The following is a 26,423-nucleotide window of genomic DNA, read 5'->3' as shown; positions in this document are numbered from 1 at the left end:
GCCGGGTGTGACGGAGCGTTGGGCGCGGTGGCGGGGTCCGGGAGCGGGGCCCTTGAGCGCCCTTGAATCTCCGGTTGTGTGCGCCCCCTCTGCCCCTTGTTCGCTCCATTGAGGTGTTTGCCCCGAATCAGCCGTCGCAAGATGACTGCCGCCGCGACGATGACCGCCAAGGGGACTCCACCACCCGCGAGTTCCTCAGGATGAAAGGACACATGTATGCGAGGCAAGCAGGCGGTCGGCACGGGCGCGCTGGCACTGGCCCTGGTATGCGGGGCCGGCTGGGCAGCCCAGGCCACCACCGCCGAGACCGCTGCGGTCAAGGCGCCGGCGGCGGTCGCGGCCGTGGACGGCTACCAGATCGTCAAGCTCCCCAACGCCAACGTGCCCAACTTCCAGCGTCGGACCCTCTACTGTCCGACGGGCAAGAAAGTCATCGGCGGTGGTGCCGAAGCCCAGGGCAACGGCGCGGTCCTGGTCGGCAGCTTCCCAACCGACGACGGGCGCGGCTGGATCGGACTCGGCCGACAGGACGGCTACGCAAGCGTCGGCATCAGCGTGTACGCGATCTGCGCGAACGCCTGACCACCCGGCCCTGATGTAGCGGTGGTTCCTTGCTGCCAGTGGCGGCAAGGAACCACCGTGCCGCGGACTTTCATCAACGTGGTCCGAAGGTGGTACCGGTCAGGCGGGTGTGGATGCTGCCAGTGCGACCCTTCGTCCCCCGCGAAGCCGGCGCGCAGTGTGGGACGGGCCTCGGGTTCCCAACGGCCCCGTCCGCCCGGCACGACCAGCACGGCGACGCAGAAGCTCGGCAGTGAACACCAGTCGTAGGCGTCCACCGTCGCCCGCAGGATCTGGAACGCGACCAGCGGGCCCAACAGCGTGTCCGCCGCGTCCATCGCCCGGTGCACACCGAAGGCGCGCCGGGTGGTCCCGGCTGGCCGTGCGAGGCTGCGGCGCAGAGGGATCCGGCCGTCTCCCCGTCCCGGGAATGAGCGCGGCCCCTGCTCCGGGAGGAGGTTCCTCAGGGGCCGACCCCGACGATTCCCAGGGTCCGGATCGCACCGTAGAGCGACGCTTCGGCCCCTGGTTCCAGGCGAGTATCGAGTCATCGGGAGCACACAGGTGTGACTCCCACGAAGGACTCGTGAAGGAGCCCACCATGGCTGCACTTGCTCGCCCCCGTGACGGAAAGATGATCGGCGGAGTGTGCGCGGCGCTCGCGCGGCGCTTCGGTACCTCCGCGACCACCATGCGGGTGATCTTCCTGGTGTCGTGCCTGCTGCCGGGCCCGCAGTTCCTGCTGTACCTGGCGCTGTGGATGCTGCTGCCGACGGAGAAGACCGCGTCGACCGCCTGGTGAGGGGGCCCGAACAGCCCCAAGGGGTTCCGTTGGTCCCGAAGGCCTCCAGCACATCGGCCGGCGGATCACGGAACAGCTCTGACCACAGCTCAGTCGGTTCACGCCTGGAACTCGGTGAGATCGATGGTGTGGATGCGCAGTGGATAGCCGTACACCGGGTGTACCGTCTCTCGCTCGGGCACCATGCCGAGCTTGCGGATGACGTTTTCGGAGGCATCGTCACCCACCTGGTTGATGCTGATGACGCGGTCGAGGCCGCGGTCCTGGAGCGCGAACTCCAGCGTGGCGTGAGCGGCTTCGGATGCGTATCCCTGCCCCCAGAACTGTGAGCCGAGCCGCCAGCTGATCGCCACGGTGGGCAGTACCTCCGGCAGGAACTCGGGCATGGACAGGCCCGTAAAGCCCGCCAGCTCACCCGAAGCCAGCAGTTCGACGGCGAAGAGTCCGAAGCCTTCCTCGTCCCACTCCTCTTCCCACCGCTCGATTGCCTCCGCCGTGTGGTCCAGGTCGCGCACAGAGCCGTCGTCGATCCAGCGCATGACCCGCGGGTCCGCGTTGATGTCCGCCATCGGCGCAAGGTCGTCGTCACGCCAGCGACGGAGGAGGAGGCGGGGGGTAATGATCTCGGTCATGGCACCCATCCTGCCGAAGGCAAGTACCTCATCGGTAATCGGCGTTCGCCCGTGCCGCCGCTTCGGGTGGCAATGCACCAAGGCGCCTGCTCCGCACATCATGCCGGGCAAAACACCAGGCCGACGCCAGGGCAGACGACGTGCCGCTTTGCCAGAGCGGTCGAGGTGAGACCGAAAGCCTGGCCGGACGAGCACCGGCATCAAGAGCAGGGTCTCTCGCTTCCGCAGGTGACGCGACCGGACCCGGCTGTCAGTAGCGGCTGCAAGGCCTGAACGGATGGACCGTGATGACGAGCAGCTGCTGCACCGCCGGGTCTACGGCGCCGACCACGACCACCCGGGCCCGCGGCCGAACCGGGGCTGCGCCGAACTGGTCTCGGCGGCCCGCTGGACGGCCTGCTGCTCGACATCACCGGCTGGACAGCGGACGAGTTCCAGACCGGCGTCGCGCTGATGACCGAGCTCGGGCGGTTCGGCCCCGGAGGCAGGGCTCTGTACGACCCGCGTCCCGGCGAGCGGAACCGCTGGGACTGGTCCGGCGACACTCCCTGACCCTGCGGGCCGGACTCGCCCACCGAACCGGCCTGGGGCGCGCTGGGAGGCGTGAGCAGCGCGCCGATCGTCGTGGACCGGCTGTCCGTCTCGGGTGGCCGGAGAGTCCACCCTGCACAGCAGCCGCCGGGGCGATGTCCTCGGCGCCCATGGCCTGCCGGCACCGGGCCGCGGCCGGCCCGTCGTGTACAACGTGCGGGAAGCTGCCGGCTTCGGTGTTGAACACCATGGTCAGCGAGCGCCGGCCCGGCTCGCCGCAGGTCTGGGCGCCGACGTCTTCGTCCTTGGCGACGGCTGGTTCGGCGCACGCAGGAGCGTTGCGTCCAGTCCCATTGGATCCTGGACAGACGCCTCTCTTCGTCCGGCAGGTCTGGATCCCGACCTCCGGCCGCGGACTGCGCGGCCGGTGGACTGAAGCAGCCGCAGCCCGTATGAAGCCTCGTTCCGGCAGGTGACGTACGGGAGCTGCGGTCGTGTTCAGGGCTCTGGCACGGGAAATGGGGGAGCGTCTCACGTGGCCATGTACACCAAGGCAACCAGCTGCAGTGCCCGGACAACACCTTCGCGGTCGGCTTCAGCATCAACAACATGAGCGGGAACTGGAACCGCCCGAACATGCACCGGCTGCTGTGAGCCCCCTCCGCCGCGCCGCTGCCGCACGGCGCCTCGGTCGACCGCCCGGTGTGGTTCGACGACGGCAACAACCGCCCCGGCACCGGTGGTTCCGCCGAGTCCTGGCGCGCCTCGGGCGGGCCAGGACTCCTTGCCGACCGGGGACCGGGCCCAGGGCAGCCGCGTCAGGACGGCAACACCGTCCGATCCGCGGAGTTCCATCGATCGGCTTCCTCTGCGGAATGCCCCCGCCGGTCCATGACGGATCCCAGCCAACCCGCCAGGAATCCCACCGGAATGCTGATCAGCCCCGGATTGCGCATGGGAAAGACCGCGAAATCGACGCTCGGCAGCAGCGCGCCCGGATTCCCCGACACCGCCGGCGACAGGGCCACGAGCACAAGCGTGCACAGCAGGCCGCCGTAGACACTCCAGGTCGCTCCCCGGGTCGTGAAGTCCCGCCACCACAGCGTGTAGAGGAGGGCGGGCAGCACGGCGGAGGCCGCGAGGGTGAAGCAGAGTGCCACCAGGAACGAGATGTTGAGGTGCTGGACGAACAGGGAGAGTGCGATGGCGGTGACACCGACCAGCACCACCGCCAGTCGTGCCACGCCTAGTTCCTCCTTCTCCGTCGCCCTGCCCCGTTTGATCGTGACCCCGTAGACGTCGTGTGCGAGGGACGTGGCCGCGGTGAGCGTGAGACCGGCCACGACAGCCACGATCGTGGCGAAGGCGATGCACGAGATCACGGTGAGCAGCAGCGGGCCGCCGAGGGAGTTCGCGAGCAGGAGCACGGCGGTCGCCCCGGAGGAGCTGTCGGAGGTGATGGCCTCGTTGCCGAGCACACCGGCCGCGCCGAGCCCGATGACCACGGCCAGGGCGGAGAAACCGAGGATCAGCAAGGCGGCGAACTGCACCGATCGCCGCGCCTCCTGCACCGTCGCCACCGTACGGAGCCGCATCAGCACGTGGGGCAGACCCGCGATGCCCAGCAGCCTCGTCAACTCCAGGCTCAGCGAGTCCAGTTCACCGGCGCCGCCTTCGGTACGGGTGCCGGGCGCGAGGAAGTCGTCACCGAAGGCGCTGTGGTCGGCGGCGGCCCGCAGCAGGGCCGCCGGGCTCATGTCGAAGTGCCACAGCGCAGCGAGCGCGAGGAACCCCGCACCGGCCAGGAGCAGCACCGCCTTGGCGCCCTGCACCATGGTCGCCGCCCGCATGCCCCCGCCGACGACGGCGAGGATCATCAGGACTCCGAGACAGGCCACGACGGCACGCTGGGCACCGGCCCCACCGAAACCGAGGATGGGCGCGGCGAGCGTCCCGGCACCGACGAGCTGGGCGATCAGATAGAGCAGCGAGATGATCAGGGTCGCCACGCCGGCCGCCGTATGGGCCGGACGCGGGCTCAGCCGCCGGGCGAGAACGTCGCCGAGCGTGAACCGTGCGGAACCGTGGTATCGGTCGGTGATCAGGATCAGCAGAACGATCCAGCCGGCGGTGGAGGTCAGCAGGTACAGGATGCCGTCGAAGCCCGTGAGGGAGACCAGCCCGGGGTTGCTGAATATTCCGGCCGCGGACATGAAACAGCCGAAGATTGCCAGCCCGTTGCCGGCCCACGACAGCTTGCGGTGTCCGAGGTAGTAGTTGCTCAAGCTGTCCAGGCCGACCGCGGCCACCGAGAAGAACAGCGTGCAGGTGACGAAGACGGCGAAGACCGTGAAGATCGGGAAGTTGTCGCCGGAACCGGCGGCGAGCAGGGTGTTCACCGGTGGCCCTCCGGGTGAGGAAAAGAGGACCGATGGTCCTCGGTCACCGGGTCGATGACCGCCCTGGCGTAGCGCCCGTACCAGACGGCGACCCCGGCGGTCATGCACGTCTGCGCGACGAGCAGACCGAGACCGAGGTTGACGGGGCCGGCCAGCGGCACGGCCAGCAGGCCTTCGGCGTGTGAGGCGAGGAGCACGATGGCCGCGTGGACGGCGAGCAGCACGAGGGTGATACGCACCGGCAGCCGACGTGCCGCGCGCTCCCGTGCGGCGGAGGTCGGGTGTGGCGGGTGACCGGGGTGCGGTGACGGACTGGACTGCGGTGAGTGACCCTGATGCGGAGAGTGGCCCGGAAACGGTGAGTTGCTCAGTGGCGGTGAAGGGGACCGGTGTCTCCCGGGGACGGGAGGACCCACGAAGTGTGGATCGTCGTCGGTGGGCATGCCGAAGGCAGGCACGCTGATACCTCCTGGCGGGCGGTAACACGGGGACGAGAAAGCGACCGTGTGGGTACGGCCGGGCGCAGGTGCCCGCACAGGGTGAGGACAGGGCTGATGCCCGGCGGACTACGCCGAGTTCATCGGCGGTCGCGTTGCGGGATTACGGTCCCCCACGGGCGGCTTGGGCCACAAGATCGAGGAGGGCAACGATCCGGCGTACTTCCGTACATTGTGTTCATCGCCGCGCACACAAGAACGTCCAGACCCTCGATGCCGACATCCGCGCCTGATGGGGGCGTACGGGATGCTGACCGGCGTCGACGACGACTCAGGCGCTGGATTCCGGGGCATCGGTCAGAGCATCGGGATCGGCCACCGGTAGAGAGAAAGCCCCCCGGCCGAGCACCACTATCTACGCCGAAGTGGCACAACTCGTCATCCGGGCATCAGTCACCGAGGATCCCGGTCGGCCTTCGCGATAGCTCCTCACGCATCCACGTGTGCCGTTCGTCCCGGTCCCGCACCTGTCGCCGGCCGCCATCGCCCCCGCCCCGGAGCTGGAGGTCGCGAACGGCGACGACGACCAGGAGCTGGTCCTCGGGGACCTGACCGCGAGCAGGTCCTGGACTGGCGCAACCGCGTCGCCGCCGACCACCAGATCGCCCACGACCACATCGCCCGGCACAGCAGGCGCGGTGGGAAGCGGTCCGCACACGGGGTCTGCGCTACGGGCTGGCTCAGCTGGATGGCCTGCACCATGCCCGGTTCGAGGACGCGTTCCGGTGCACTTGGAGTAAATGCGCACCTGGTTCTCGGTATTGGGTACGCGGGTGCGGGGAGGTCAGTCGGTGGCTGCCCGGGATGTGTCGTGGGGGGAGTGGTGCTGGGCCAGGATTCCCTCGATGATTCTGATCAGGCGGTCGCCCGCTTGATCAATGCTTCCGTTCTGTGTGCTGACCTGCGCGCCTTCTAGTGCGAAGGTGATCGCGGCAGCGGCTTGCTCGGGGTCGGGCAGCCCGGCTTCGGTGCACATGCCGACCAGTCTGCGGGTCTGGTGGGCCTTGTGCTTCTCGATCACCTGCCGTGCGGGATGGGAGCGGTCGGGCAGTTCGGCGATGGAGTTGATGAACGGGCAGCCCCGGTGTGAGATGGCCGGCAGTCCCTCGGCGATGAAGCGGGCCAGGCCGAGGATCTGTTCCCTGGGGCGGCCGGGGTGTTCGGCTTCGACCCGGTCGAAGGCCGCCTGGTAGTCGGCGGCGACGATTCGCAGCCACTCCGCGACCAGCGCGTCCTTGGTTTCGAAGTGCCGGTAGATCGCCATCTTGGTGGTCTCGGCCCGCTCGGCGATCGTCTGCACGCCCACCCGCCGGATCCCCTCGCTCTGGAAGAGCTCTTCCGCGGCGTCGAGGATGCGCTCCCGAGGCGGCAGTTTCGCCACCCTGCTCGGCCTGCTGGCTGTCGCCGCCATGACTTCTCCGTGACATCGGTCCGTTGTTGGGCCACTCAACCCCTGCTACGGTACCAGTCCGTTCCATGCGATACCGATCGGTATCATTCGGTACTCATCGGTACCGCTCTATCCGTTGGGAGTGACAGTGAGGATTACCGAGTACGCGAGCTTCGACGCGGTCGGGCTCGCGGAGCTGGTGAGAAAGGGCGAGGTAACACCCGCCGAACTGGAAGCAGCCGCACGCGAGGCCGCGCAGGCGGTCAATCCGCAGATCAACGCCATCGTGGAGACCTGGCCGGCCGACGACGAGCCCGTCCCCGGCAGCACACCGCTGGCCGGCGTCCCTTTCCTGATCAAGGACCTCGGAGTCTCCATGGCCGGGCGGCGAATGGAGCTGGGCAGCCGTCTCGCGGCCGGCAACGTCGCCGGCGCCGACTCCTCCCTGATGCGGCGCTTCCGTCGCTCCGGCCTCGTGACGTTCGGGCGTACCGCGACACCGGAGATGGCCTACAGCATCACGACGGAACCAGTGCTGTACGGCGCCACCCGCAACCCGTGGGACCTGGAGCGGAGCGCGGGCGGATCCAGCGGGGGCGCGGGCGCGGCTGTCGCTGCCGGTGTGGTCCCGATCGCGCACGCCACCGATGCCGCCGGTTCGATCCGCGTCCCCGCCGCCTGTAACGGCCTCTTCGGGTTGAAGCCCACCCGTGGCCGGGTCTCCATGGGTCCCGACTTCGACGAGCTCTTCAACGGCCTGGCCGTGCAGGGCAGCGTCAGCCGCACGGTACGCGACAGTGCAGCGCTGCTCGACCAGATACGCGGCCCGGAACCGGGCGACCCCTACTTCGCCCAGGAGCCGTCCCGGCCATACGCGGAGGAAGTCACCCGCCACCCGGGCTCGCTGCGGATCGGTGTCCTCACCCAGGCATGGGGCGGACGCCGCACCACCACGCCAGTGGCCGACGCCCTCTCTCGCACCGTGCGACTGCTCGAATCCCTCGGCCACCAGGTGGAGGAGGTCACGGTCGACCTCGGGGTCGACTGGGAGGAGTTCGTCCTGGCCGGCGTCCGTCAGTGGACGGCGCATCTCACGGCCTCGGTCGACGAGCTGGCTGCCGCCTTCGGCCGGCCCGTCGACTCTTCGACCCTCGAACCGCCCACCCTTGCCAGCTACCACTACGGACAGCGGATCAGTGGCCCCCAGTTCGTCACCGCTCTCGCGCTCCGCAACCGGGTCGCCCGAAGCCTGGCACGGTTCTTCGACACCCACGACGTACTGCTCACCCCGACTTTGCCGGAGCTTCCCCTGCCCTTGGGCACGTATGCGAAGGGTGCAGAGGGGCTGGACGGCCTCGGCTGGCTCCGCCGCGTCTTTGATCTTTCGCCGTTCACGGCGGCGTTCAATGTGGCGGGTACGCCCGCCATGTCCGTGCCGGTGACGGCCGACACGGAGACGGGACTCCCGATCGGTATGCAGTTCGCCGCCGGATTCGGGCTCGAAGGCCGCCTGTTCCGCCTCGCCGGACAGCTCGAGCAGGCAAGCCCGTGGGCGGGCCGGACTCCCACGGTGTGGGCAGGGAACCACACAGGCCACTGAGGAGCACTCCTGGAGCCGGGAGTCCACGGGCCACGCACCGAGGAAGTGGGAGAACCACACCGTGCATGTCGTCCGGTACTCCCGGGCCTCCACCTCAGGGCCGAGCACCGTCTGCGCGCGGTCCTCTCCCGCCGGGGCCGGGGATCCGGGCGACTCGGAGAGCAGAACCCGCAGGCGGCTGGTGTGTCTGGCAGGGGCGAAGAACACCTCCCCACCGATCGCACCGACCGCATCGCGCGGGATCCATGCGTCGGCGGCGATGTCCTGCTCCGCCGGCCAGGCCAACAGTCCGTGCTTGATGTACAGGTGGTCAGCGCCGGAGACTCCGGCCGCCTTCCTTGAGCAGGTGGAAGTGTGCTCGGGTCCGGCCTGTGAGCGAAGTGTCAGGCACGAACGGTATACAGCTTGGTGGTGAGCTGGTGTCCGCCCCCGCCCGGCCACACGCCGCACCGGTAGGTCTCGCCCGCGTGCTGGGAAGTCGTCGAGCTCTCCGCTTCCATCGGAAGGACCACGGGTAGCTCGGAATCGGCACGGCCGATCACTGCTGTTCGCACTCGGCGTTTGTTCAGGGCCTTGGAACCTCCAGCCGTGCTGGAGACGTTGGTTCGGCTCCGGTCGTCGACCGGCCACGCCGCCGTTCGCCCAACTGATTGGCGGTGCCTCCTGCCTCGGACAACTCCGGACCTCGGACAACTCCGGACCCACTGACGAGGACAGGCGCTCGCGGCGCGGAGCCGACGCTTCTGAGTCGACGTTACGTATGTGTCGGGTGCCATCACCCACGTAGGCGGGCTTCGCCGACGCGAGGGCGGTGCTCTCGCGACGAAGCTGAGTGCCATGACGAACACCGACACGAACTCCGCCACCGCCACCATCACGGCGACGACAACCGAGACCCTGTCCGCAGTCCACACCGAAACCGGCATCCTTGAGACGGCTCTTGGCACAGCGGCACCTCACGTCAAGGGCGTGAAGAAGAACAAGAGCACGAAGAAGAGCAAGGGCAAGCGGCGCACCGCCAAGGCACTGGCCTGCTTCGCCCTGATCTTCACCGGTCTCATGGCCCTGGCCGAGCCGTGGCTGCTGGCCCCGGTCGCCGCCATGGTCCTCGCGCTCTCCCTCTGGGACTGACCGGGGCGCGCCCGTTGCCGTCGTCTGACGCTCCAGCGCGACATTCAGCTCATCGCGGTGGAGTTCGAGAAGTCTGGGGTCCTGCCCGTCAACAATTCGCATCCTTGCCCAGCTGACATCTCGGCGCCGCGCAGGCTTCTTGGCATCATCGCGACATGACCCCGACGCTTCCCCGCACCGTCCGAGCCGTCGACACCGCTCAGCTCCTGGCCCTGGCCCAGGAGGCCGCCATGCACGGCTTCAGTCAGCGCCTTCCGGTCGACTGGCTCCAAGAGCACCTCGCTGCAGAGGCGACGCACTACCTGTTCCCGACGCTCGTGCAGCGGCTCACGCACCGTCCCGAGATGCCGCTGCAGTGGAGGTGCCAGCAGCTGCTGACCGTCAGCACCGGCGAACAGATTTGGGGTCTCCTCGACGTCCTTCCCGACACCTTCGACAAGATCCCGGAGACCTTGGACGCGGCGTCCAAGAAGGACATCGTCAGCCGCGTCGAGCGAGCGGTGAAGGTGCGTGAGTGGGTGGAACGGATCGCTGCCGATGCAGGTTCATGACGCCCTGGACAGGGGGAGGCGGCTGGACAGTCTGAGGAAATGACACCGATCTGAGACAGCCGCCAGCCGACACGTCGTGAGACTGAAGTGGAACGTCCAGGTCATAGCGTCGGCGCATGACACCGAAAGTCAGAACCTACAGCCATTGTGGGATCGCGGATCCCGTGACCGAATCTCACGACCGATGGCCACTCGATGGCCGGTCGGCCACCAATCTGCGAAGGCGGCCAGGGCGCGCTCGAGGTCCAGGCACACCTTCCCGAGGAAGGCGTTCTTGCCGAGTTCGGTCACGCCTCGGCGGTCCCCTGTACTAGCGTGTCCCCGTCAATCGATCAAAGGGGGATCCATGAACAGGCGCTCCATCACCAGGGCGACGGTGACCGGCATCGCGGCCATGGGACTGGTCTTCACAGGCTCGAACGCCTACGCCGCCAACGTGACCTTCACCGTGGCCTGGTCCGATGTGGCCGGGAGCATGAAGTTTTACGACGACGGCGACATCTTCCGGGTCTATGACGAACTGCGGGACGGGCACGGTATCCGGGGCATGCTGATCCGCAACCGCGGCAACCTCATCATGGATGAGGCCTATGTGAACACCGGGGCCGGTACCTGGCAGCAGTTCGAGGAAAACGTCCTTGAGGGCACCGCATACACGATGAAACTCTGCATCGTCGACGGTCCCAACGACTACACGGGGATCTGCTCCACCAGGAGCCTGACGGAATAGTCGAGCAAGGGGCGGCACCTCGCACGGGCGCCGCGCCACCCCAAACCCAGAACGTCCGGGAATCAGACCGCGCCGTCACACTGGCGGAAGAGAACCCCCAGCCCCCGGCCGACCAGACAGCAACTGTTACCCGCGGCCGCGAGCCCAGGCAAGCACTGAATCACCCATCAACCGAACCCGTAGGCCGATGCCCCCAAGTGTCAATCGCGGGTCACACTATGAGCCTCGCTCACGCAATGCGGCGCGCACGGTCTATAGGCGCGAGGGGTCTGATCGCGGCAGTCACCGGGCTCAGCGGAACGCTTCTGCTCGGGGCGTGCGCAGGAGGGCTGAGCAGGCCAGGGAAGAAGAGAGCACGGGCGTCGCGAGCGGTACGTGCTGCTGCTCGTGGCCCTGGGCGGCTTCCTGGGACGCACCCTGCGCCACGCACCGCCACTATGGCGGCACGCCGTCCTCGCCGGGGCGGTCGTGCTGTACGTGGGTGCCGTCGGGGCCCTGACGGGCCCCCTCCTCCGGCTCGGCGACGACATGCGTATCAGGGCCGAGCGATGGGACCGCCAGGACCGGTGGCTGCGTGCCGGGGCGGCGCAGGGGGCCCTTGTGCTGCCGTACGTACGCCTGCCGGTCGGCGGGATGCTGGAGCCCTTCGGCGACGGGGGCGCCGGGTCTGGCCGGCCCGGTGCGTCGCCGACTACTACCGCCTCGACGCGGTCGCTCACTCGGAGCGGCTGCCTCGAGGTGTGCACCGGAACGGCGGCGGGCGCATGTGCCGGACAGGATCGCCCACCCGGCGAGCAGGAACGACACAGGCGCGACCAGGATCCCGGCAGCCGGCGCGGTGACGGTCTCGCCCATGCCCCGTCCGGACCCACGTCCCACCCCTGCCGGGCAGTACATCGCTCGCGGCGTCACCCCCGCCAGCTGTAACGGCGCTCGGGTCTGCCCGCGACTCCGTACTTCAGGGACACGTCCGCGTGGCCTGTGCCGTGGAAGTGTTCGAGGTATCGGCGGGCGCTGACCCGGGAGATCCCGGCTGCGGCCGCGCATTCGGCGGCGGACAGCGTTCCGTCGGCATCCCTGAGGGTCCGTTCGACGAGAAGTGCGGTCTCCACGCTCATACCCTTCGGCAATACCGGGCCCGATGCCGACAGAGCTGTACCGGCCAGGACGCGGTCCACATCGGACTGGTCCTTGACGACGGAGGCGAGCAGACTGCTGCGCTGCGCGGCGTACCGTTCGAGGCGGGGGCGCAGATCCTCGAACTCGAAGGGCTTCAGTAGGTAGTTGACCACGCCATGGCGCACCGACCGCCGTACTGCGGATGCCTCGCGCGCAGCGGTGATCACCATGATGTCGCAGTCGTGCACTGCGGTCCGCAGCCGTGGAATGACGTCCAGGCCGAACATGTCCGGCAGGTACAGGTCGAGCAGGACCAGGTCGGGGCACAGCTCGCCGGCGGCCTTGACCGCCTGTTCGCCGTTGTGCGCCGTGCCGACGACCCGGAAGGGCTTGACACGCTCGACGAAGACCTGATGGACACTCGCCACCATGAAGTCGTCGTCGACGACCAGCACGTCGATCATGAGGAAGCTCCTTCCTGTACCGCGTCGGCCAGGACCGCTACGGACATCCGGGCTGTGAACATGGCGCCGTCGGGCGTGTTGGCCACCGCCACCTCGCCGCCCCGACGCTCGCAGACGAGACGGGTGAGCGCCAGCCCTATGCCCCGCGCCCCTTCCTGGGCGGCCTTCGTGGTGAAGCCATGCAGAAACACTTCCTGGGCGAGTTCGGGCGCCACCCCAGGGCCGGAGTCACGCACCACGATCTCCACGCTGGACGAGTCGTTGCGCAACTCGACCTCCACCCACGCCTCGTGGCCCTCGCCGCCGACCGCCGCGGCATCGACGGCGTTGTCGACGAGGTTTCCGAGCACCGTCGCCACGTCCGCGGAATCCTCGGGCGCGAGCCGGTCGAGCGCCGTACGCTCCGAGACCCGCAGCGCAACCTTCCGTTCCGCGGCGAGCGAGGACTTCGCCATCAGCAGGGCGCCGACGGGCATGTCGCGGATCCGCCTGGTCACGGTGATGTCCAACGACTGACGGTGTCTACTGAGGGCGCGGACATAATCCACCACGGCGTCGTGCTTGCCCACCTGGATCAGTCCGGAGATCGTGTGCAGCTGGTTGGCGAACTCATGGGCCTGTGCCCGCATCAGCTCGGTGGAGCTGCGGAACGATCCGATGTCGCGTTCCAGCTGTGCCAGCTCGGTGCGGTCCCGCAGGGTCGTGACCGAGCCGAGCTGCCGCCCGTCCTTCGTGACCGTCATCCTGTTCATCACCAGCACCCGGCCCCGGCGTATGACGACCTCGTCGAGCCGCCCGTCCGTCCCCCCGGGCGCCCCGGCCAGCACGTCGTGCAGCCGGCCCTCGATCCCGAGGTCGGCCAGGCTCATCCCCACGCAGTCCTCCGGCAGGTCGAGCAGACGCCTTCCGACCTCGTTCACCAGGGTGAACCGCAAGTGAGGATCGAGCGCGACGACGCCTTCGGCGATCCCGTACAGCATCGCCTCCCTGTGCTCGGCGAGTCCCGCGATCTCGCGCGGCTCCAGCCCGAGCGTCTGGCGCTTGGTGCGCCGGGCCAGCAGCCACGATCCGATCAGGCCGATTCCGCTGGCGATCCCGAGGTAGGCGAGCAGATAGGACGACGCGTTGCTCAGCCGCTGCCAGACCGTGGGTGACGTCTCGCTGATCATCACGGTTCCGAGGTGCCGGCCGAGGTTCTGCGGTGCCGCTCCGATCACCGGGACCTGGGCCACCAGGTGGCTGGATCCTTCCAGTTCCACCTCGCCGGACCAGCCGCGTGCGACGGCGACGCCGGGGCCGAGGGGCATCCGGTCACCGACCATCGTGGGGATGGTCGAGCTCACGATTCTGCCTTTGTGGTCGGCGACGGTCACCGAGGTGACGCCGGACTGCGTCTGGGTCGTCTGCACCAGTGGAGCGAGTGCTTCCTGCGGCGCGAGGCGGTCGAGCTGGCTGCGGGTCAGTGGGTTTCCGGCCATCTGCTCGGCCAGCGCGGTGACCCGGCGTCCTTCGACCCGGTTGAAGGTCGCCTCCGACTGCGCGAGGGAGATCGCGGCGACCGCCACAAGCACCACGATGATGATCGCGAACTGAAGAATCAGCAGCTCACCGGCGAGGGTATGGCGGCGGAACCTTTCGACCACTATGAACTCAACCTTCACTGCCGACACAATGCAGACGGGGTGTGGGCCCCGGCTCACAATCATGGCGTCCGAGTGACCGAAGCGAAAGAGACCAGCCATGAGACCAAGAACAGCCGCCCTCGTCGGTGCCCTGGCCGCCGTGTCGATGCTCACTGTCGGTGCCTGCGGCGCCACGGCGCAGAAGGACGCGTCGACGCAGGGGGACAAGCCCGCGACCGGTCTGCGGATCATGGTCCCGAACACCCCGGGAGGCGGTTACGACACCACCGCGCGTACCGCAGCCAAGGTGATGGAGGACACCAAGGTCGCGTCCGGTGTCCAGGTCTTCAACCTGCCGGGAGCGGGAGGCACGGTCGGCCTCCAGCGCACCCTGAACGAAAAGGGCAACGGCAAGCTCGCCATGCAGATGGGCCTGGGCGTAGTCGGCGCCTCCTACACCGCGAAGTCGAAGGCCACGCTCGCGCAGACCACGCCCATCGCCAAGCTGATCGAGGAAGCGGGCGCGATCGTCGTGCCCAAGCAATCGCCGTACAAGACGATCCGCGATCTTGTCACCGCGTGGAAGAAGAATCCCAAGGCCATGGCGGTCGGCGGCGGCTCGTCACCCGGCGGGCCGGACCATCTGCTGCCGATGCGGCTCGCCAAGACCGTCGGCATAGACCCGAAGACGGTCAACTACGTCAGCTACGACGGCGGCGGCGAACTGCTCCCCGCCATTCTCGGCAACAAGATCGCCTTCGGCGCCAGCGGTTTCGGCGAATTCCTCGACCAGATCGAGGCCGGCCAGGTCCGGGTGCTTGCAGTCACCAGCGAGAAGCCGGTCGACGCCCTCAAGGACGTCCCCACACTGAAGTCCGCGGGCATCGACCTCGTCTTCACCAACTGGCGCGGAATCGTCGCCCCGCCCGGTATCAGCGAAGCCGACAAGAAGGTCTGGATCGACGCGCTGACCGAGATGCACGGCTCCAAGGAGTGGAAGGCCGAGCTGACCAAGCGCGGCTGGACCGACGCGTTCATGTCAGGTGACGCCTTCGCCGCGTACCTCGCGGATCAGGACAAGGCAGTGGCCGACATCCTCACTGAGCTCGGCCTGGTATGAGCCTCGACGTCAACGAGCGGAGCGACGCAGATCAGCGCCACCCGCCGAAGGACGGGGACCGCGCACAGTACGGGGTGTGCGCGTTCCTCGCCCTGGTGGGGGTGCTCGTGATCATCGACGCTCTCGGGATGGGAAACACGACCAGCAGCACCGACCCGCTCGGCCCGCGCAGTGTTCCGCTGCTGCTCGGTGGGCTCCTTGTCGTTGTCGCGCTGGTGTACGCCATCGACGTTGCCCGGGGCGGGCGCGGCGAGCCCGAGGCCGGTGAGGACATCGACCTCACGACCCGGCTCGACCTGCGCACGGTGCTGCTGGTGATCGGCGCCTTCACCGTGAACGCGGTGCTGATCGAACCTCTCGGCTGGGTGATCAGCGGGTCCCTCCTGTTCTGGGGAACCGCCTTCGCCCTGGGCAGCCGGCACTACGTGCGCAACCTCGCGATCTCGCTCGCGCTGTCGCTGATCACGTTCTACGCCTTCGCCATCGGGCTCGGCGTCAACCTTCCGGCCGGCGTTCTGCAAGGAATCCTGTGATGGACAACCTCAGTCACCTTCTCGAGGGGTTCGCCCACGTCGTCACCCCTGTGAACCTCCTGCTGGCGCTGCTCGGGGTCACCATCGGCACTGCGGTCGGGGTGCTGCCCGGCATCGGCCCGGCCATGACCGTGGCCCTGCTGCTGCCCATCACGTACGGCATGGAGCCGACGCAGGCGTTCATCATGTTCGCCGGCATCTTCTACGGAGGGATGTACGGCGGGTCGACCACCTCGATCCTGCTGAACACGCCCGGTGAATCGTCCTCGGTCATCACGGCCATCGAGGGCAACAAGATGGCCAAGGCCGGCCGGGCCGCACAGGCACTTGCCACCGCGGCGATCGGATCCTTCGTCGCCGGAACGATCGGCACGCTGCTGCTGGTGTTCGTCGCACCGCTGGTGGTGGACTTCGCGGTCAGCCTCGGCGCACCCGACTACTTCGCGATCGTCATGCTGTCCTTCATCGCGGTCACCGCCGTGCTCGGCGCCTCCCGCGTCCGCGGTTTCGCCTCGCTTCTCATCGGGCTGGTGATCGGCATCGTCGGGATCGACGCGGTGTCCGGGCAGCAGCGCCTCACCTTCGGCATCCCGCAACTCGCCGACGGTATCGACGTGGTGGTGGTCGCGGTCGGCATCTTCGCCGTCGGCGAGGCCCTGTGGGTCGCCGCGCATCTGCGGCGCAAACCCGCCAAGGTCATCCCGGTCGGAGTACCGTGGATGGGCAAGGCGGACTGGAAACGGTCGTGGAAGCCCTGGCTGCGCGGTGCCGCGTACGGCTTCCCGTTCGGGTCCATGCCGGCCGGCGGCGCGGAGATCCCGACGTTCCTGTCGTACGCCACGGAGAAGCGGCTGACCAAGCACCCCGAGGAGTTCGGCAAGGGCGCGATCGAGGGGGTGGCCGGCCCGGAGGCCGCGAACAATGCGTCCGCGGCCGGCACACTGGTGCCGATGCTCGCCATCGGGCTGCCGACGAATGCGACCGCCGCCGTGATGCTCGCCGCCTTCCAGTCGTACGGCATCCAGCCCGGCCCGCTGCTGTTCGAGCGCGAGTCGACCCTGGTCTGGGCCCTGATCGCCAGCCTGTTCATCGGCAACCTGCTGCTGCTCCTGCTGAACCTGCCGCTCGCTCCGGTCTGGGCGAAGCTGCTGCGCATCCCCCGCCCCTATCTGTACGCCGGGATCGTGTTCTTCGCGTCCATGGGCGCATACGCGGTCAACGCCCAGCCCGTGGATCTGTTCCTGCTGCTGCTCCTGGGCCTGCTCGGCTTCGGTATGCGGAGGTTCGGGCTGCCGGTGCTGCCGCTGATCATCGGCGTCATCCTCGGTCCGCGTGCGGAACTTCAAGGTCGTCGTGCCCTTCAACTGTCCGGCGGCGAGCTGTCCGGGCTGCTGGGCGGACCGGTGTCCTATGTGATCTACACGGTGATCGTGCTGGTGCTGGCCTGGCCGCTGGTCCGTCGGTACGCCGTACGGCCGGCCGTCGCGCGCCGCGTCTGAGCACCGTCGTACGACGCGTCTGAACCCTGTCGCACCACCCGTCCGAGCATGCCGTACGACGTGCCGGAGCACCGTGGCACAACGTGCCCGGGAAAGAGAGAGCCATGACCGTACTCGTCGGATACATACCGACGCCCGAGGGCGAGGCCGCACTGCGCGCCGCAGTCGCCGAAGCCCGCTCCAGGCGCGAGAACCTGCTGGTGGTGAACACCACGCGAGGCGACGCCTACGCCGACCGCGGCTTCGCCGAGCAGAAGGACCTCGACCACGTCAGGAGCGAACTGAGCGACACGGGTGTCGACTTCGCCGTACGCCAGGTCGTCGGCGGGCGCGACGCCGCCGAGGAGATCCTCGACCTCGCGGAGTCGACAGCGGCCTCCTTGATCGTGATCGGGCTCAGACACCGCAGCCCGGTCGGCAAATTGCTCATGGGCTCCGCGGCACAGCACATCCTCCTGGGCTCACCGTGCCCGGTTCTCGCGGTGAAGGCCGACTCCTGACGTCCCAGCACCGGGCCCTCGACGCAGTTCCGGCATTGGCGCCGTCCCCGCAGGAGGCGCGCCCGACCGCGTACGGCTCGGGGGCCGGTGCGAAACGGAACCCAACCACCATGATGGGGTAGCCAGTGGTACTGAAAACCTTCGGCTGGTCGTTCGCAGTCACGGCGCTCGGCCTGGTCGCTGCCGCGTTCTACGGGGGCTGGACGGCCTTGGGGATCGTCGCGATCCTGACCGTCCTCGAAGTCTCCCTCTCCTTCGACAACGCGGTGGTCAACGCCGGCGTGCTGAAGAAGATGAGCGAGTTCTGGCAGAAGATCTTCCTCACCATCGGCATCCTGATCGCCGTGTTCGGCATGAGGCTCATCTTCCCGGTGGTGATTGTCTCGGTCACCGCGAAGCTGGGTCCGATCGAGGCGGTCGACCTCGCCCTCAACGACCACGAGACGTACGAGCAGCTGGTCACCGACGCCCACCCGGCGATCGCCGCCTTCGGCGGCGTCTTCCTGCTGATGATCTTCCTGGACTTCATTCTTGAGGACCGGGACATCAAGTGGCTGGCCTGGCTGGAGCGGCCGCTGGCCAAGCTTGGCAAGATCGACATGCTGGCGGCGTGCCTCGCGCTGATCGTCCTGCTGATCACGGCGACGACCTTCGCGGTGCACGCCCACCAGTACGGCGGCGAGCACACCGACAAGTCGGCCACCGCGCTCCTCGCCGGTGTGTCCGGCCTGATCACCTACCTCGTCGTCGGCGGCCTCTCCGGCTACTTCGAGGACAAGCTCGAAGAGGAAGAGCGCGAGCACGAGGCCGAGGAGGAGGCCCGCAAGGCCGGCAGGCCGGTCCCGGCCGTCAAAATCGTCGGCAAGGCTGCCTTCTTCATGTTCATGTACCTGGAGGTGCTGGACGCCTCGTTCTCCTTCGACGGTGTCATCGGTGCCTTCGCAGTGAGCAACGACCCGGTGGTCATTGCCCTCGGTCTCGGTATCGGCGCGATGTACGTCCGGTCCCTGACCGTCTACCTGGTCCGCCGGGGCACCCTCGACGACTACGTCTACCTGGAGCACGGCGCGCACTACGCGATCGGCGCGCTCGCTGTGATCCTGCTGGTCACCATCCAGTACGAGATCCCCGAAGTCGTCACCGGCCTCATCGGCGTCGCCCTGATCCTGTGGTCCTTCCATTCCTCCGTCCACCGCAGACGCGCACTCGCCGCCGACGAGAGGGAAGTCCCCTCTGCGGACGGTACGCCCAAAGTCCCCTCCGCGGTGTGACGGCGACGCCACGCACCCGTCGACAGGGAGCGTGGCGACAGCACACGGGCACGAGCTGGGGAGCCAGCCAAGGCCAGCTGACCTCCGCCGCTACCCGCCCCCAACGGCCAGCCGCCCCGACGGGCTGCTGGCCGTCACGGTTCGATGAAGGGGCGGCGCCCATAAGCCTTGGTCACAGGCTTCAACAGAGACTCAAGGAATTCGGGCAGGTCACCAGAGACCGGTTTCGAGCCCAGCCTCATTCGGACTGTTGACAGGCCACGCTGGCACAGTCACCGCGACTACCCGCAGCTCCTGAGTTCCTGCCTGGAGCTCCAACTGGTGGGTCCCCGCCCGGGACTCCTCTTCCTGGACTCAAGATTCAATTTCGAGGTGTCCACGATCAAGGAGGAAGGCCCGGTGTCCGGGTGCTGATCGTGGTCGATGAGCACTGCGTTCACCAGGGGACCGGCAGGTCGGATGACCTTGAACGGCGCGGCTGTGAGCCGTGCTTGGCGGATGGTGATGGGCAGCTGCATTGGTCTTCGAGAGACGGCGCGCCTGACATCGGCGGCGGGCACGGGTGGACAGGGGTGGACGGTCTTCGTCCCCGTCGGCTCTGGAAAGTGGACAACGCCCTGTCGGAGTCTTGGTCACATCGAACGACGCACTGTGATGGCGGTCGATCGAAAGGTTACGTGAGCATGGCCGGCACGGACGAAGAGGCACAAAACGCTTCGGATGAATGCTCAATGAACACCGTTCTCCAGGTGAGCACTGCTCTGCACTGGTGAACACCCAACGAACCCGTACAACCCACCCCCGTTCACCTGTCGTGCGTGGTCCGCCTTGGTCGCGCCGCACTATCAGCGAGGTCCCCGTGAATCACTTCTGCTCCGAGTCACCGGCCGAGATCGTGGCGCGGCTGCGTGCCGCCTTCCGTACCGGCCGTACCAAGCCCCTTGAGTGGCGCACGGCGCAGTTGCGCGGGCTGCGGGAGATGCTCACCGAGGGCGGCGCTGATCTGGCCGCGGCTCTTCACGCCGACCTCGGCAAGCCTTCCGGCGAGGCATACCGCACGGAGATCGATTTCACGATCCGGGAGATCGACCACACGCTCGACCACCTTCAGGCGTGGCTGGCTCCCGAGGCGGTAGCGGTCCCGCCGCAGCTGGGGCGGGATGCATCGGCCTGGACTCAGTACGACCCGCTGGGGGTCGTACTGATCATCGCCCCGTGGAACTATCCGGCCGGGCTGCTGCTCGCTCCGATGGTCGGCGCGCTGGCTTCCGGGAACGCGGTTGTGGCCAAACCGAGCGAGCTGGCCCCGGCCACTTCCGCAGCGCTGGCCAGGCTGCTGCCGGCATACCTTGACACCGAGGCGGTGGCCGTCATCGAGGGCGGAATCCCCGAGACCACGGCACTCCTGGCCGAGCACTTCGACCACATCTTCTACACCGGCAACGGCATGGTCGGCCGAATCGTCATGCGGGCCGCCGCCGAACACCTCACTTCCGTCACCCTGGAACTGGGCGGCAAGTCCCCGGTCTTCGTCGACCGCGGCACCGATCTCGACGTGGTCGCAGAACGGCTGGCCCGCGGCAAGTTCCTCAACGCCGGGCAGACCTGCGTCGCTCCGGACTACGTGTTGACCGATCCGCAGACCGCCGCCGCCCTCGAACCCGCCCTCACTCGCGCCATCGAGGGTCTCTACGGCACCGATCCCGCGACGTCCGAGGAGTACGGACGGATCGTCAACGAGCGGCACTTCGACCGTCTCACCGGCCTGCTCGGCTCCGGCCGTGTGGTTGTGGGAGGAGGTAGTGACCGGACGAGCAAGTTCATCGCCCCGACCGTCCTGGCCGACGTCGACCCCACCTCCCCGGTCATGCAGGAGGAGATCTTCGGCCCCATCCTGCCGATAGTCACCGTGACCGGCCTCGACGAGGCGATCGACTTCGTCAATGACCGCGACAAGCCCCTCGCCCTGTACGTGTTCACCGAGTCCGACGACACCCGGCACCGCATCGCTGCCGAGACCTCCTCCGGCGGCCTCGGCTACGGCCTGCCTCTGGCCCACCTCATGGTCTTGGACCTGCCCTTCGGCGGCGTCGGGGAGAGCGGCATGGGCAGCTACCACGGCCGCCACTCCATCGAGACCTTCAGCCACCGCAAGGCCATACTCGCAAAACCGCTGGCCTGAGAGGGCGTGAGGTCCGATCTTCCCTGGTTCGTGATCGCTCGGTCGTGGCACTGATCGCCGTATGCGAAGACCGTATCCAAGCGACCCTTCTACCAGAACCGGACGGGCTGTCAGTGGCGCTACCTGCCCCATGACGGCTGACCCCGGAGTCCCGGTGGGTGACAACTCGGTAACACCCACCGGCGGCGAGCGGGTGTGTGCCTTGGGGATGTGTTCATACCGTCTCCGGTGACGTTGCGGTAGGCGGGCAGCGCTTTGAGTGGGGAGGGCGGAGAAGGGCTATCTGGTGCGCAGCCCCTCGAGAGGCAGAGACGCATCATGCGCAGTAGCGGCGGCAGGCGCTGACGTCGCCAGGCTGCTGCTCGATCCCTGCGCCTTGCGGGCGGCGGCCCGCTGGGTCTTCAGCCAGATGCCCACGTTTGAATTTTTGAGGTGCGGATCGCGAATGACCGCTCCGACCACAGGCGCAGTGGACGGGAGTGCAGACACCGCTGTACGCGTGTCCATGCCCCCACGCCGGAGGTCGGCCAACTGCCGGTTCACACGGTTCACACGGTTCTCCGGGCCCGCGCGCAGCCCCCGAAGCGCTCGCGCGCGGGACACACCGGAGGCGCCAACAAGAAGGAACATGCGTGTCGTCGAGGCGGGCTGTGCACTGCCACGTTTCCCGCACCGCGCATGACATCAGATGAAGGAGACTCAGATGGAGATTCAGGCCGCGGTGCTGCGCGGGGCGAGTGACCCCTACACGATCGAGCCGGTCGAGCTGGCGCCTCCCGGCCCCGGCCAGGTGCTGATACGGATCGTGGGAGCGGGGTTCTGCCACACCGACATGCTGCCGAGGACGTCCGGGTTCATGGCCCAGCCGCCCATCATCACCGGACATGAAGGCGCCGGGATAGTGGAGGAGGTGGGCCCCGGTGTCACCGGAATCGCCCCTGGCGCTCACGTCGTGCTCTCCTTCGACTCCTGCGGAGCGTGCCAGAACTGCCTCGGTGGACACCCGGCGTACTGCGAGGACTTCTTCCGCCTCAACCTCACCGGTTCCGGCCGCAACCTCACCGGCTCCGGCCTCGACGGTGTCGGCCCGGCCACCGACCACCACGGGCAACCCGTGGCGGCCCGCTGGTTCGGTCAGTCGTCGTTCGCGGCCTATGCGCTGGCCACCGCACGCAACATCGTCGAGGTGGACAAAGACCTGCCGCTGGAGCTGCTCGGCCCGCTGGGCTGCGGGATCCAAACGGGCGCCGGTTCGATCCTCCTCGCCCTGCAGGCCGGGGCAGGCTCCAGCGTCGTCGTCTTCGGGGCAGGCGGGGTGGGCCTGTCCGCGATCATGGCTGCCCGGGTCGCCGGGGCCACCACGATCGTGGCAGTGGACCTGCACGAGAGCCGGCTGTCCCTGGCCCGTGAACTCGGCGCCACCGCCACGGTGCACGGTGGCGACGACGACATCGTGGCGCAGCTGCACAAACTCACCCGGGGAGGAACCCAGTACGCCCTGGACACCACCGGGGTCCCCAGCGTCATCAACACGGCCATCGATGCCCTGAGACCCACGGGTACCGTCGGCTTGGTCGGCGTCCAATCACGGCCTCTGACCCTTCCTCCCTCCGCCCTGGCACAGGGCAAGAACGTGAGGGGAATTCTGGAGGGTGACGCCGTGCCCCAGCTCTTCATACCGCAGCTGCTGGAGCTGTGGCAGCAGGGGCGCTTCCCCTTCGACCGGCTCGTGCGGACCTATCCACTCAGCGCGATCAACGACGCCGAGCGGGACTCGGTGGCAGGTACGACCATCAAGCCCGTGTTGTTGCCGGGCAGCTGAGCTCGGCGTCGAGAGGAACACACCCTGAAGTACATCCGCGACTGGCCACTCCCCGTTGGTCGGCGCGGCGCGAGCAGAGGCTACGGCAGCGTCCACGTCCGACGCGGCCGTGGTGGGTGCCCGTGTGACGGAGCAGTGATCTTCAGGGGGCATGGCTGCTTGATCAGAAACTGGCACTCATGTACAGCGTGCCGTGGCTGAGCCGACGCAAGGGGTGGCAGATGGGACTTGAGTGCGTGTCAGGTCCATCATGCCTGTTCGGAGGCGGTTTCGGTAGGACACACGGCACGTTCGTTCGGCCTTGTGGCAGCTGGTACCGCACGCCAGACTCGTCGTCATCCACTCTCCGGCCAACCCGTCGGCGACCTTTCTCGGTTGTCGGCGCGTTCGCTGTGCTGTCTCGCCGTGTGACGTGCACGGGGCGGGGGTGGGGGACGAAGGGGATCGATGGATCAGGACATGGTTGTGCTGGCGAGGGTCAGGCTGCTCAGTGCCAACAGGCGGGTGGTGCGCGGTGCCGAGGGGCTGTGGATCTACCGCCTTCTGACACAGGTCGAGCCGGAGGCGTACGGGTCGAAGCTGGCGTACGTCCTGGTGGAGGCGAGCGCGTCGCCCCTGGTGCGGGAGTTGCCTGAGCGACGGTTGGCCCTGTTGGACGAGGCCGTGGAGGTGGCGAAGGCCCTCGGTACATCGAACCCCCACCGGGCGAAGATGCTGGCGAGGGCCCTGGCCGCCAGGCAGCGGGAATTGGAGGGCCGCCCGGCGGAGCCGCTCGCGTCCGATGGGCGGCAGCATCGGGCGGCCCTTCAGGAAGAGCCGCAAGAACGCGCATAACCCGGTGGCTGTCGGGCGTTGACTCCCTGGACGGTGAAGAAGGGGAGGGCACAGCCCCGCTGTCTGGATGGAGGGCTCCGACCACGGTCGGGACCCCCACGCTCCGATGCCTGGCCCTGGGGTTGGGGCCGTACTCACCTATCGGCAGGTGCGGTTCGATCAACGTTCTATTGCTCGTCGGGTCCTGTGGCGCGGCCTCCGCCGTCCTGGAGGTAGAGCTCTTTGAGTCCTTCGGGATCTGGTGCCGAGCACGATCCCGTCGACGCCGTACGCCCAGCCCGTCACCGTCAGGGACAGCCAGCGGGCAGTGTGGAACCTCGGATCGGCTGCCGGCTGCGCCTCCGTCTTCGCGGCCGGACGACGCGATGCCGCGGCTGGCCGGGTGGCGGAACGCGCCGGTCCAAGGCCCTGGGCACTTCTCGGCTGGCGCAGTGAGTGACAAGGACACGTACACCAGCTACGCAGGGCTCCCAGGACGTACCTGCGGATGCCATGGGGTGCCGGATGATCCTGACGAGTACTCCGCCGACCCGCGCGCATGGGACGCCCCGTCGTTCGTCCCGGCGTTAGTCTGCGGTTGCTGCGCTCATGAGGTACTCCCGCGACGGCCCGCCAAACCACGCGGATAGTCGTCCTCAGGCGTGACGGTTTCCGGTGTCTCGCATGCGGTTCCGAAGACGACCTCACCGTCGCTCACACAAGCTGGTTTCGGAGGCCATAAGCGAATGGAGATACCGGTGTAACGGCCGATGCCGGGCCTGCCGTTCGTAGGACGGACGCCGCCGAGCGGGGCATGGGCCACCACGGGGCGCAACGGCCAGCCTCTGATCCCTTTCCCCGTCATCGTTCGGGGCGTTCCCTCGTACATGCTCACCCTGTTTCCCCCCACCCACAGGGGGCTGGCCTACCGAGGGGTGCCCATTGGTCTTGCAGCTGGAGCAAGCAGCGGACAGGCTGTTCCGGCGGCCGTATCGAGGAGGAGTCAGGTGGAAACCGAACCCGCTGGATCGCAGGGCACCCTCCTCTGGTCCGGACAGCTCGGGCGTCTGCGGGCGGAGCTTCGCCAGGCTGGAGGGCGGCGGGTGCTCAGCGTCGGCGACCGGCGGATCTTTTTGAAGCCTGATGCCGCAGTGCGACACCGCAGTAGCCTGCTGAGACAGCAACTCACCATCGAGCAGCCCGGCGAGGCGACCTTCACCTACCGCTACCGGCTGCCGTGGGCCTCCCAGCTCGCCCCGCTGTGGGAGGCAACCTACGACCGCTGGTCCGCAGAGGCCGACGACCCCGGACTCGCACTGACCGAGCTGCTGGGTGGCACCGACGACTGGCAGGCTGCCCCAGCTGACAGTTGATCTCGCGGTGGGCGGGAAGAGTTGACCGCGCCCGGCTTCCTGGCTTCGTCACGGGCGTGCGAGCTTCGCGTCCTGGGCTGCGTAGACGGCCAGGCATCGCGCGACGTCCTCGGCGGACGCAGCTCATGATGTCGTCGGTGCCGAACCGAGCTCGTTGGTCAACTCCAGCAGGGGGGTGTTCGATTTCGAAGTACGCCTCCTCGGTCCGTGCGCCCGGCCCTGAGCGTGTGAACGCAACGCGGTGCAGTTCCTTCAGCTGTGGTTCAACCTGCAAAAACGCCTCCACGCGACGCTTCACCCCAGGTGAGGAGGGCATCTGCGCGACGGCGGCGCAGCACCGCCCACCTGTGTCGGACGCCGTGAACTCATGCGCCGCCCTCACTCGGATACCGGAACACAGGTTCTTCGACGATCCGTTGAACGAGAGGCCGGCAATGGTCCGCACGCAGCACCGCATGCGTGAGCTCGATGGCACGGCCGTCCTCGGCGTAGGTCGCCCGCAACAAGAGCAACGCGGGATCGCCCGTTATCTGCCCCAGCAAGACGGCTTCATCTCGCCTCAGCGTGATGGGTTCGAACGATTCCACGATGCGGACGACTTCGTCTCCGATCCGCTCACGGAGCAACTGGTGCAGACGGTCCGAGGGCAGATCGATGCTTTCGGTTTCGGTTTCGGCTTCGGTGAAGAGGTTGCCGGGCACCCAGGTCGACTCGAGCAGGAACGGCTCATCGCGGATGCAGTGGGTCCGCTCGATCTTCACCACCGCGGCACCCGCAGGGACGCCGAGTTCGCCGGCGACAGCCGGACTGGCGGGCTGTGTCGTCTGCCCTCTGAAGACCGTGCTCCCCATGATGCGGGTGTAGCGCAATGTGGTGGAAATGGAGAAGTGACCCAGCAGCGACCGGCCGAGCCGCGGACGGGAAACAAATGTACCGCTGCCGTGGCGTCGGACCACGAGCTGTGAACGCTCCAGGATCTCCAGCGCCTGGCGGATCGTCGACCGGGCAATGCCCAGTTCGGTGGCCAACTGCCGTTCGGAGGGAAGCCGCGTTCCAGGAGGCCAGAAACCGTTGACGATCTGGTCCTCGAACTGGGCTACGATCCGACGCCGCAGGGGTGTGCGTGTGAAGGAGTCACGCGAGCACGTCGGACGACTCACAGCGGAGCCCTCCTCGGTCCGCCTCACGAGGCCGAACTCCCTGGGAGCGCCAGCGTGGCCCGGGCGGCTCGAGGACGCGACGGCAGCCCGACGCCACGAGCATGGCGCACGGCGGAGGCTG

25 protein-coding genes are annotated in these 26,423 nt (G+C 68.0%); 17 read left to right on the top strand and 8 right to left on the bottom strand.

Annotation, left to right across the window (positions count from 1 at the left end):
• Nucleotides 1–216: 216 nt before the first annotated feature.
• Both ACTWOL_RS00400 and ACTWOL_RS00395 read left to right on the top strand, forming a co-directional pair.
• A complete protein-coding gene (locus ACTWOL_RS00400; RefSeq protein ID WP_474293037.1) occupies nt 217–582 on the top strand; it encodes a hypothetical protein in 366 nt (121 codons plus the stop codon).
• A gap of 580 nt (nt 583–1,162) precedes the next feature.
• Nucleotides 1,163–1,363 (top strand): PspC domain-containing protein, encoded by a 201-nt coding sequence (locus ACTWOL_RS00395; RefSeq protein ID WP_474293035.1) that lies wholly within the window; start codon nt 1,163–1,165, stop codon nt 1,361–1,363.
• A gap of 98 nt (nt 1,364–1,461) precedes the next feature.
• On the opposite strand, the gene ACTWOL_RS00390 is transcribed toward ACTWOL_RS00395, so the two are convergent.
• Nucleotides 1,462–1,995 carry a GNAT family N-acetyltransferase gene (locus tag ACTWOL_RS00390; RefSeq protein WP_474293033.1) on the bottom strand — a complete coding sequence of 178 codons (534 nt, stop codon included), beginning with the start codon at nt 1,993–1,995 and terminating at the stop codon, nt 1,462–1,464.
• Nucleotides 1,996–2,272: 277 nt separating this feature from the next.
• Here ACTWOL_RS00390 and ACTWOL_RS00385 point away from each other — a divergent pair, with 277 nt between their 5' ends.
• Both ACTWOL_RS00385 and ACTWOL_RS00380 read left to right on the top strand, forming a co-directional pair.
• On the top strand, nt 2,273–2,449 hold the full coding sequence (locus ACTWOL_RS00385; protein ID WP_474293032.1) for a hypothetical protein: 177 nt from the start codon (nt 2,273–2,275) through the stop codon (nt 2,447–2,449).
• Nucleotides 2,450–2,641: 192 nt separating this feature from the next.
• Nucleotides 2,642–2,962, top strand: a complete 321-nt coding sequence (locus ACTWOL_RS00380; RefSeq protein WP_474293030.1) for an alpha-galactosidase — start codon at nt 2,642–2,644, stop codon at nt 2,960–2,962.
• Between the two features lie 382 nt (nt 2,963–3,344).
• Here the strand turns inward: ACTWOL_RS00380 and ACTWOL_RS00375 are convergent, their stop codons facing one another.
• The 3 genes from ACTWOL_RS00375 to ACTWOL_RS00365 form a co-directional block, all read right to left on the bottom strand.
• The gene (locus ACTWOL_RS00375; protein ID WP_474293028.1) at nt 3,345–4,925 is read right to left on the bottom strand and encodes a solute symporter family protein; all 1,581 of its coding nucleotides are present in this window, start codon (nt 4,923–4,925) and stop codon (nt 3,345–3,347) included.
• Nucleotides 4,922–5,368 carry a DUF485 domain-containing protein gene (locus ACTWOL_RS00370; protein WP_474301069.1) on the bottom strand — a complete coding sequence of 149 codons (447 nt, stop codon included), beginning with the start codon at nt 5,366–5,368 and terminating at the stop codon, nt 4,922–4,924. The genes ACTWOL_RS00375 and ACTWOL_RS00370 overlap by 4 nt, the downstream gene beginning before the upstream one ends.
• Nucleotides 5,369–6,206: 838 nt before the next feature.
• Nucleotides 6,207–6,833 carry a TetR/AcrR family transcriptional regulator gene (locus ACTWOL_RS00365; RefSeq protein WP_474293026.1) on the bottom strand — a complete coding sequence of 209 codons (627 nt, stop codon included), beginning with the start codon at nt 6,831–6,833 and terminating at the stop codon, nt 6,207–6,209.
• Nucleotides 6,834–6,960: 127 nt separating this feature from the next.
• Between ACTWOL_RS00365 and ACTWOL_RS00360 the strand changes: the two genes are divergently transcribed.
• The 4 genes from ACTWOL_RS00360 (at nt 6,961) to ACTWOL_RS00345 (ending at nt 10,824) form a co-directional block, all read left to right on the top strand.
• A complete protein-coding gene (locus tag ACTWOL_RS00360) occupies nt 6,961–8,412 on the top strand; it encodes an amidase (protein ID WP_474293024.1) in 1,452 nt (483 codons plus the stop codon).
• Nucleotides 8,413–9,249: 837 nt separating this feature from the next.
• Entirely contained in the window at nt 9,250–9,543 is a 294-nt protein-coding gene (locus tag ACTWOL_RS00355; protein WP_474293022.1) for a hypothetical protein, read from the top strand.
• A 155-nt stretch (nt 9,544–9,698) separates the two neighbouring features.
• Nucleotides 9,699–10,094, top strand: a complete 396-nt coding sequence (locus tag ACTWOL_RS00350; protein WP_474293020.1) for a hypothetical protein — start codon at nt 9,699–9,701, stop codon at nt 10,092–10,094.
• Nucleotides 10,095–10,440: 346 nt separating this feature from the next.
• Entirely contained in the window at nt 10,441–10,824 is a 384-nt protein-coding gene (locus ACTWOL_RS00345; protein WP_474293018.1) for a hypothetical protein, read from the top strand.
• A gap of 435 nt (nt 10,825–11,259) precedes the next feature.
• Here ACTWOL_RS00345 and ACTWOL_RS00340 read toward each other — a convergent pair whose 3' ends face one another.
• Genes ACTWOL_RS00340 through ACTWOL_RS00330 form a run of 3 tightly spaced genes read right to left on the bottom strand, consistent with a single transcriptional unit; the run spans nt 11,260 to nt 14,068 of the window.
• A complete protein-coding gene (locus ACTWOL_RS00340) occupies nt 11,260–11,679 on the bottom strand; it encodes a hypothetical protein (RefSeq protein WP_474293016.1) in 420 nt (139 codons plus the stop codon).
• Nucleotides 11,680–11,732: 53 nt separating this feature from the next.
• Nucleotides 11,733–12,407 (bottom strand): response regulator, encoded by a 675-nt coding sequence (locus ACTWOL_RS00335; RefSeq protein ID WP_474293014.1) that lies wholly within the window; start codon nt 12,405–12,407, stop codon nt 11,733–11,735.
• On the bottom strand, nt 12,404–14,068 hold the full coding sequence (locus ACTWOL_RS00330) for a sensor histidine kinase (RefSeq protein ID WP_474293013.1): 1,665 nt from the start codon (nt 14,066–14,068) through the stop codon (nt 12,404–12,406). The genes ACTWOL_RS00335 and ACTWOL_RS00330 overlap by 4 nt, the downstream gene beginning before the upstream one ends.
• 79 nt (nt 14,069–14,147) lie before the next feature.
• Here ACTWOL_RS00330 and ACTWOL_RS00325 point away from each other — a divergent pair, with 79 nt between their 5' ends.
• The 9 genes from ACTWOL_RS00325 to ACTWOL_RS00285 all read left to right on the top strand — a co-directional run bounded on the left by ACTWOL_RS00325 (nt 14,148) and on the right by ACTWOL_RS00285 (nt 25,142).
• Complete coding sequence (locus ACTWOL_RS00325; protein WP_474293011.1) at nt 14,148–15,149, top strand: Bug family tripartite tricarboxylate transporter substrate binding protein; 1,002 nt, start codon at nt 14,148–14,150, stop codon at nt 15,147–15,149.
• Nucleotides 15,146–15,682 carry a tripartite tricarboxylate transporter TctB family protein gene (locus ACTWOL_RS00320; protein ID WP_474293009.1) on the top strand — a complete coding sequence of 179 codons (537 nt, stop codon included), beginning with the start codon at nt 15,146–15,148 and terminating at the stop codon, nt 15,680–15,682. The genes ACTWOL_RS00325 and ACTWOL_RS00320 overlap by 4 nt, the downstream gene beginning before the upstream one ends.
• Nucleotides 15,682–17,181, top strand: a complete 1,500-nt coding sequence (locus tag ACTWOL_RS00315; RefSeq protein WP_474293007.1) for a tripartite tricarboxylate transporter permease — start codon at nt 15,682–15,684, stop codon at nt 17,179–17,181. The genes ACTWOL_RS00320 and ACTWOL_RS00315 overlap by 1 nt, the downstream gene beginning before the upstream one ends.
• A gap of 104 nt (nt 17,182–17,285) precedes the next feature.
• Complete coding sequence (locus tag ACTWOL_RS00310; protein WP_474293005.1) at nt 17,286–17,681, top strand: universal stress protein; 396 nt, start codon at nt 17,286–17,288, stop codon at nt 17,679–17,681.
• A gap of 125 nt (nt 17,682–17,806) precedes the next feature.
• On the top strand, nt 17,807–18,952 hold the full coding sequence (locus ACTWOL_RS00305; protein WP_474293003.1) for a DUF475 domain-containing protein: 1,146 nt from the start codon (nt 17,807–17,809) through the stop codon (nt 18,950–18,952).
• An 859-nt stretch (nt 18,953–19,811) separates the two neighbouring features.
• Nucleotides 19,812–21,134: an aldehyde dehydrogenase family protein gene (locus tag ACTWOL_RS00300; protein ID WP_474293001.1), complete on the top strand. Its 1,323-nt coding sequence runs from the start codon at nt 19,812–19,814 to the stop codon at nt 21,132–21,134.
• Between the two features lie 703 nt (nt 21,135–21,837).
• Complete coding sequence (locus ACTWOL_RS00295; protein ID WP_474292999.1) at nt 21,838–22,956, top strand: NAD(P)-dependent alcohol dehydrogenase; 1,119 nt, start codon at nt 21,838–21,840, stop codon at nt 22,954–22,956.
• A 447-nt stretch (nt 22,957–23,403) separates the two neighbouring features.
• Nucleotides 23,404–23,790 (top strand): hypothetical protein, encoded by a 387-nt coding sequence (locus tag ACTWOL_RS00290; RefSeq protein ID WP_474292997.1) that lies wholly within the window; start codon nt 23,404–23,406, stop codon nt 23,788–23,790.
• A gap of 1,130 nt (nt 23,791–24,920) precedes the next feature.
• Nucleotides 24,921–25,142, top strand: a complete 222-nt coding sequence (locus ACTWOL_RS00285) for a hypothetical protein (RefSeq protein WP_474292995.1) — start codon at nt 24,921–24,923, stop codon at nt 25,140–25,142.
• A gap of 365 nt (nt 25,143–25,507) precedes the next feature.
• Here ACTWOL_RS00285 and ACTWOL_RS00280 read toward each other — a convergent pair whose 3' ends face one another.
• Complete coding sequence (locus ACTWOL_RS00280; RefSeq protein WP_474292992.1) at nt 25,508–26,302, bottom strand: GntR family transcriptional regulator; 795 nt, start codon at nt 26,300–26,302, stop codon at nt 25,508–25,510.
• Nucleotides 26,303–26,423 lie beyond the last annotated feature (121 nt).

The organism is Micromonospora sp. IBHARD003, from assembly GCF_056106285.1.
The sequence above is the reverse complement of the archived record's forward strand: the minus strand, read 5'-3'. Positions and strand labels throughout refer to the sequence as shown.

Bases quoted from the DNA above. Each gene is read 5' to 3' on its own strand.
- ACTWOL_RS00295 (WP_474292999.1), top strand. From the start codon at position 21,838: ATGGAGATTCAGGCCGCGGTGCTGCGCGGGGCGAGTGACCCCTACACG.
- ACTWOL_RS00335 (WP_474293014.1), bottom strand. From the start codon at position 12,407: ATGATCGACGTGCTGGTCGTCGACGACGACTTCATGGTGGCGAGTGTC.
- ACTWOL_RS00340 (WP_474293016.1), bottom strand. From the start codon at position 11,679: ATGGGCGAGACCGTCACCGCGCCGGCTGCCGGGATCCTGGTCGCGCCT.
- ACTWOL_RS00350 (WP_474293020.1), top strand. From the start codon at position 9,699: ATGACCCCGACGCTTCCCCGCACCGTCCGAGCCGTCGACACCGCTCAG.
- ACTWOL_RS00345 (WP_474293018.1), top strand. From the start codon at position 10,441: ATGAACAGGCGCTCCATCACCAGGGCGACGGTGACCGGCATCGCGGCC.
- ACTWOL_RS00370 (WP_474301069.1), bottom strand. From the start codon at position 5,368: ATGCCCACCGACGACGATCCACACTTCGTGGGTCCTCCCGTCCCCGGG.
- ACTWOL_RS00315 (WP_474293007.1), top strand. From the start codon at position 15,682: ATGGACAACCTCAGTCACCTTCTCGAGGGGTTCGCCCACGTCGTCACC.
- ACTWOL_RS00325 (WP_474293011.1), top strand. From the start codon at position 14,148: ATGAGACCAAGAACAGCCGCCCTCGTCGGTGCCCTGGCCGCCGTGTCG.
- ACTWOL_RS00390 (WP_474293033.1), bottom strand. From the start codon at position 1,995: ATGACCGAGATCATTACCCCCCGCCTCCTCCTCCGTCGCTGGCGTGAC.
- ACTWOL_RS00320 (WP_474293009.1), top strand. From the start codon at position 15,146: ATGAGCCTCGACGTCAACGAGCGGAGCGACGCAGATCAGCGCCACCCG.
- ACTWOL_RS00310 (WP_474293005.1), top strand. From the start codon at position 17,286: ATGACCGTACTCGTCGGATACATACCGACGCCCGAGGGCGAGGCCGCA.
- ACTWOL_RS00385 (WP_474293032.1), top strand. From the start codon at position 2,273: ATGGACCGTGATGACGAGCAGCTGCTGCACCGCCGGGTCTACGGCGCC.
- ACTWOL_RS00290 (WP_474292997.1), top strand. From the start codon at position 23,404: ATGGATCAGGACATGGTTGTGCTGGCGAGGGTCAGGCTGCTCAGTGCC.
- ACTWOL_RS00395 (WP_474293035.1), top strand. From the start codon at position 1,163: ATGGCTGCACTTGCTCGCCCCCGTGACGGAAAGATGATCGGCGGAGTG.
- ACTWOL_RS00400 (WP_474293037.1), top strand. From the start codon at position 217: ATGCGAGGCAAGCAGGCGGTCGGCACGGGCGCGCTGGCACTGGCCCTG.
- ACTWOL_RS00355 (WP_474293022.1), top strand. From the start codon at position 9,250: ATGACGAACACCGACACGAACTCCGCCACCGCCACCATCACGGCGACG.
- ACTWOL_RS00365 (WP_474293026.1), bottom strand. From the start codon at position 6,833: ATGGCGGCGACAGCCAGCAGGCCGAGCAGGGTGGCGAAACTGCCGCCT.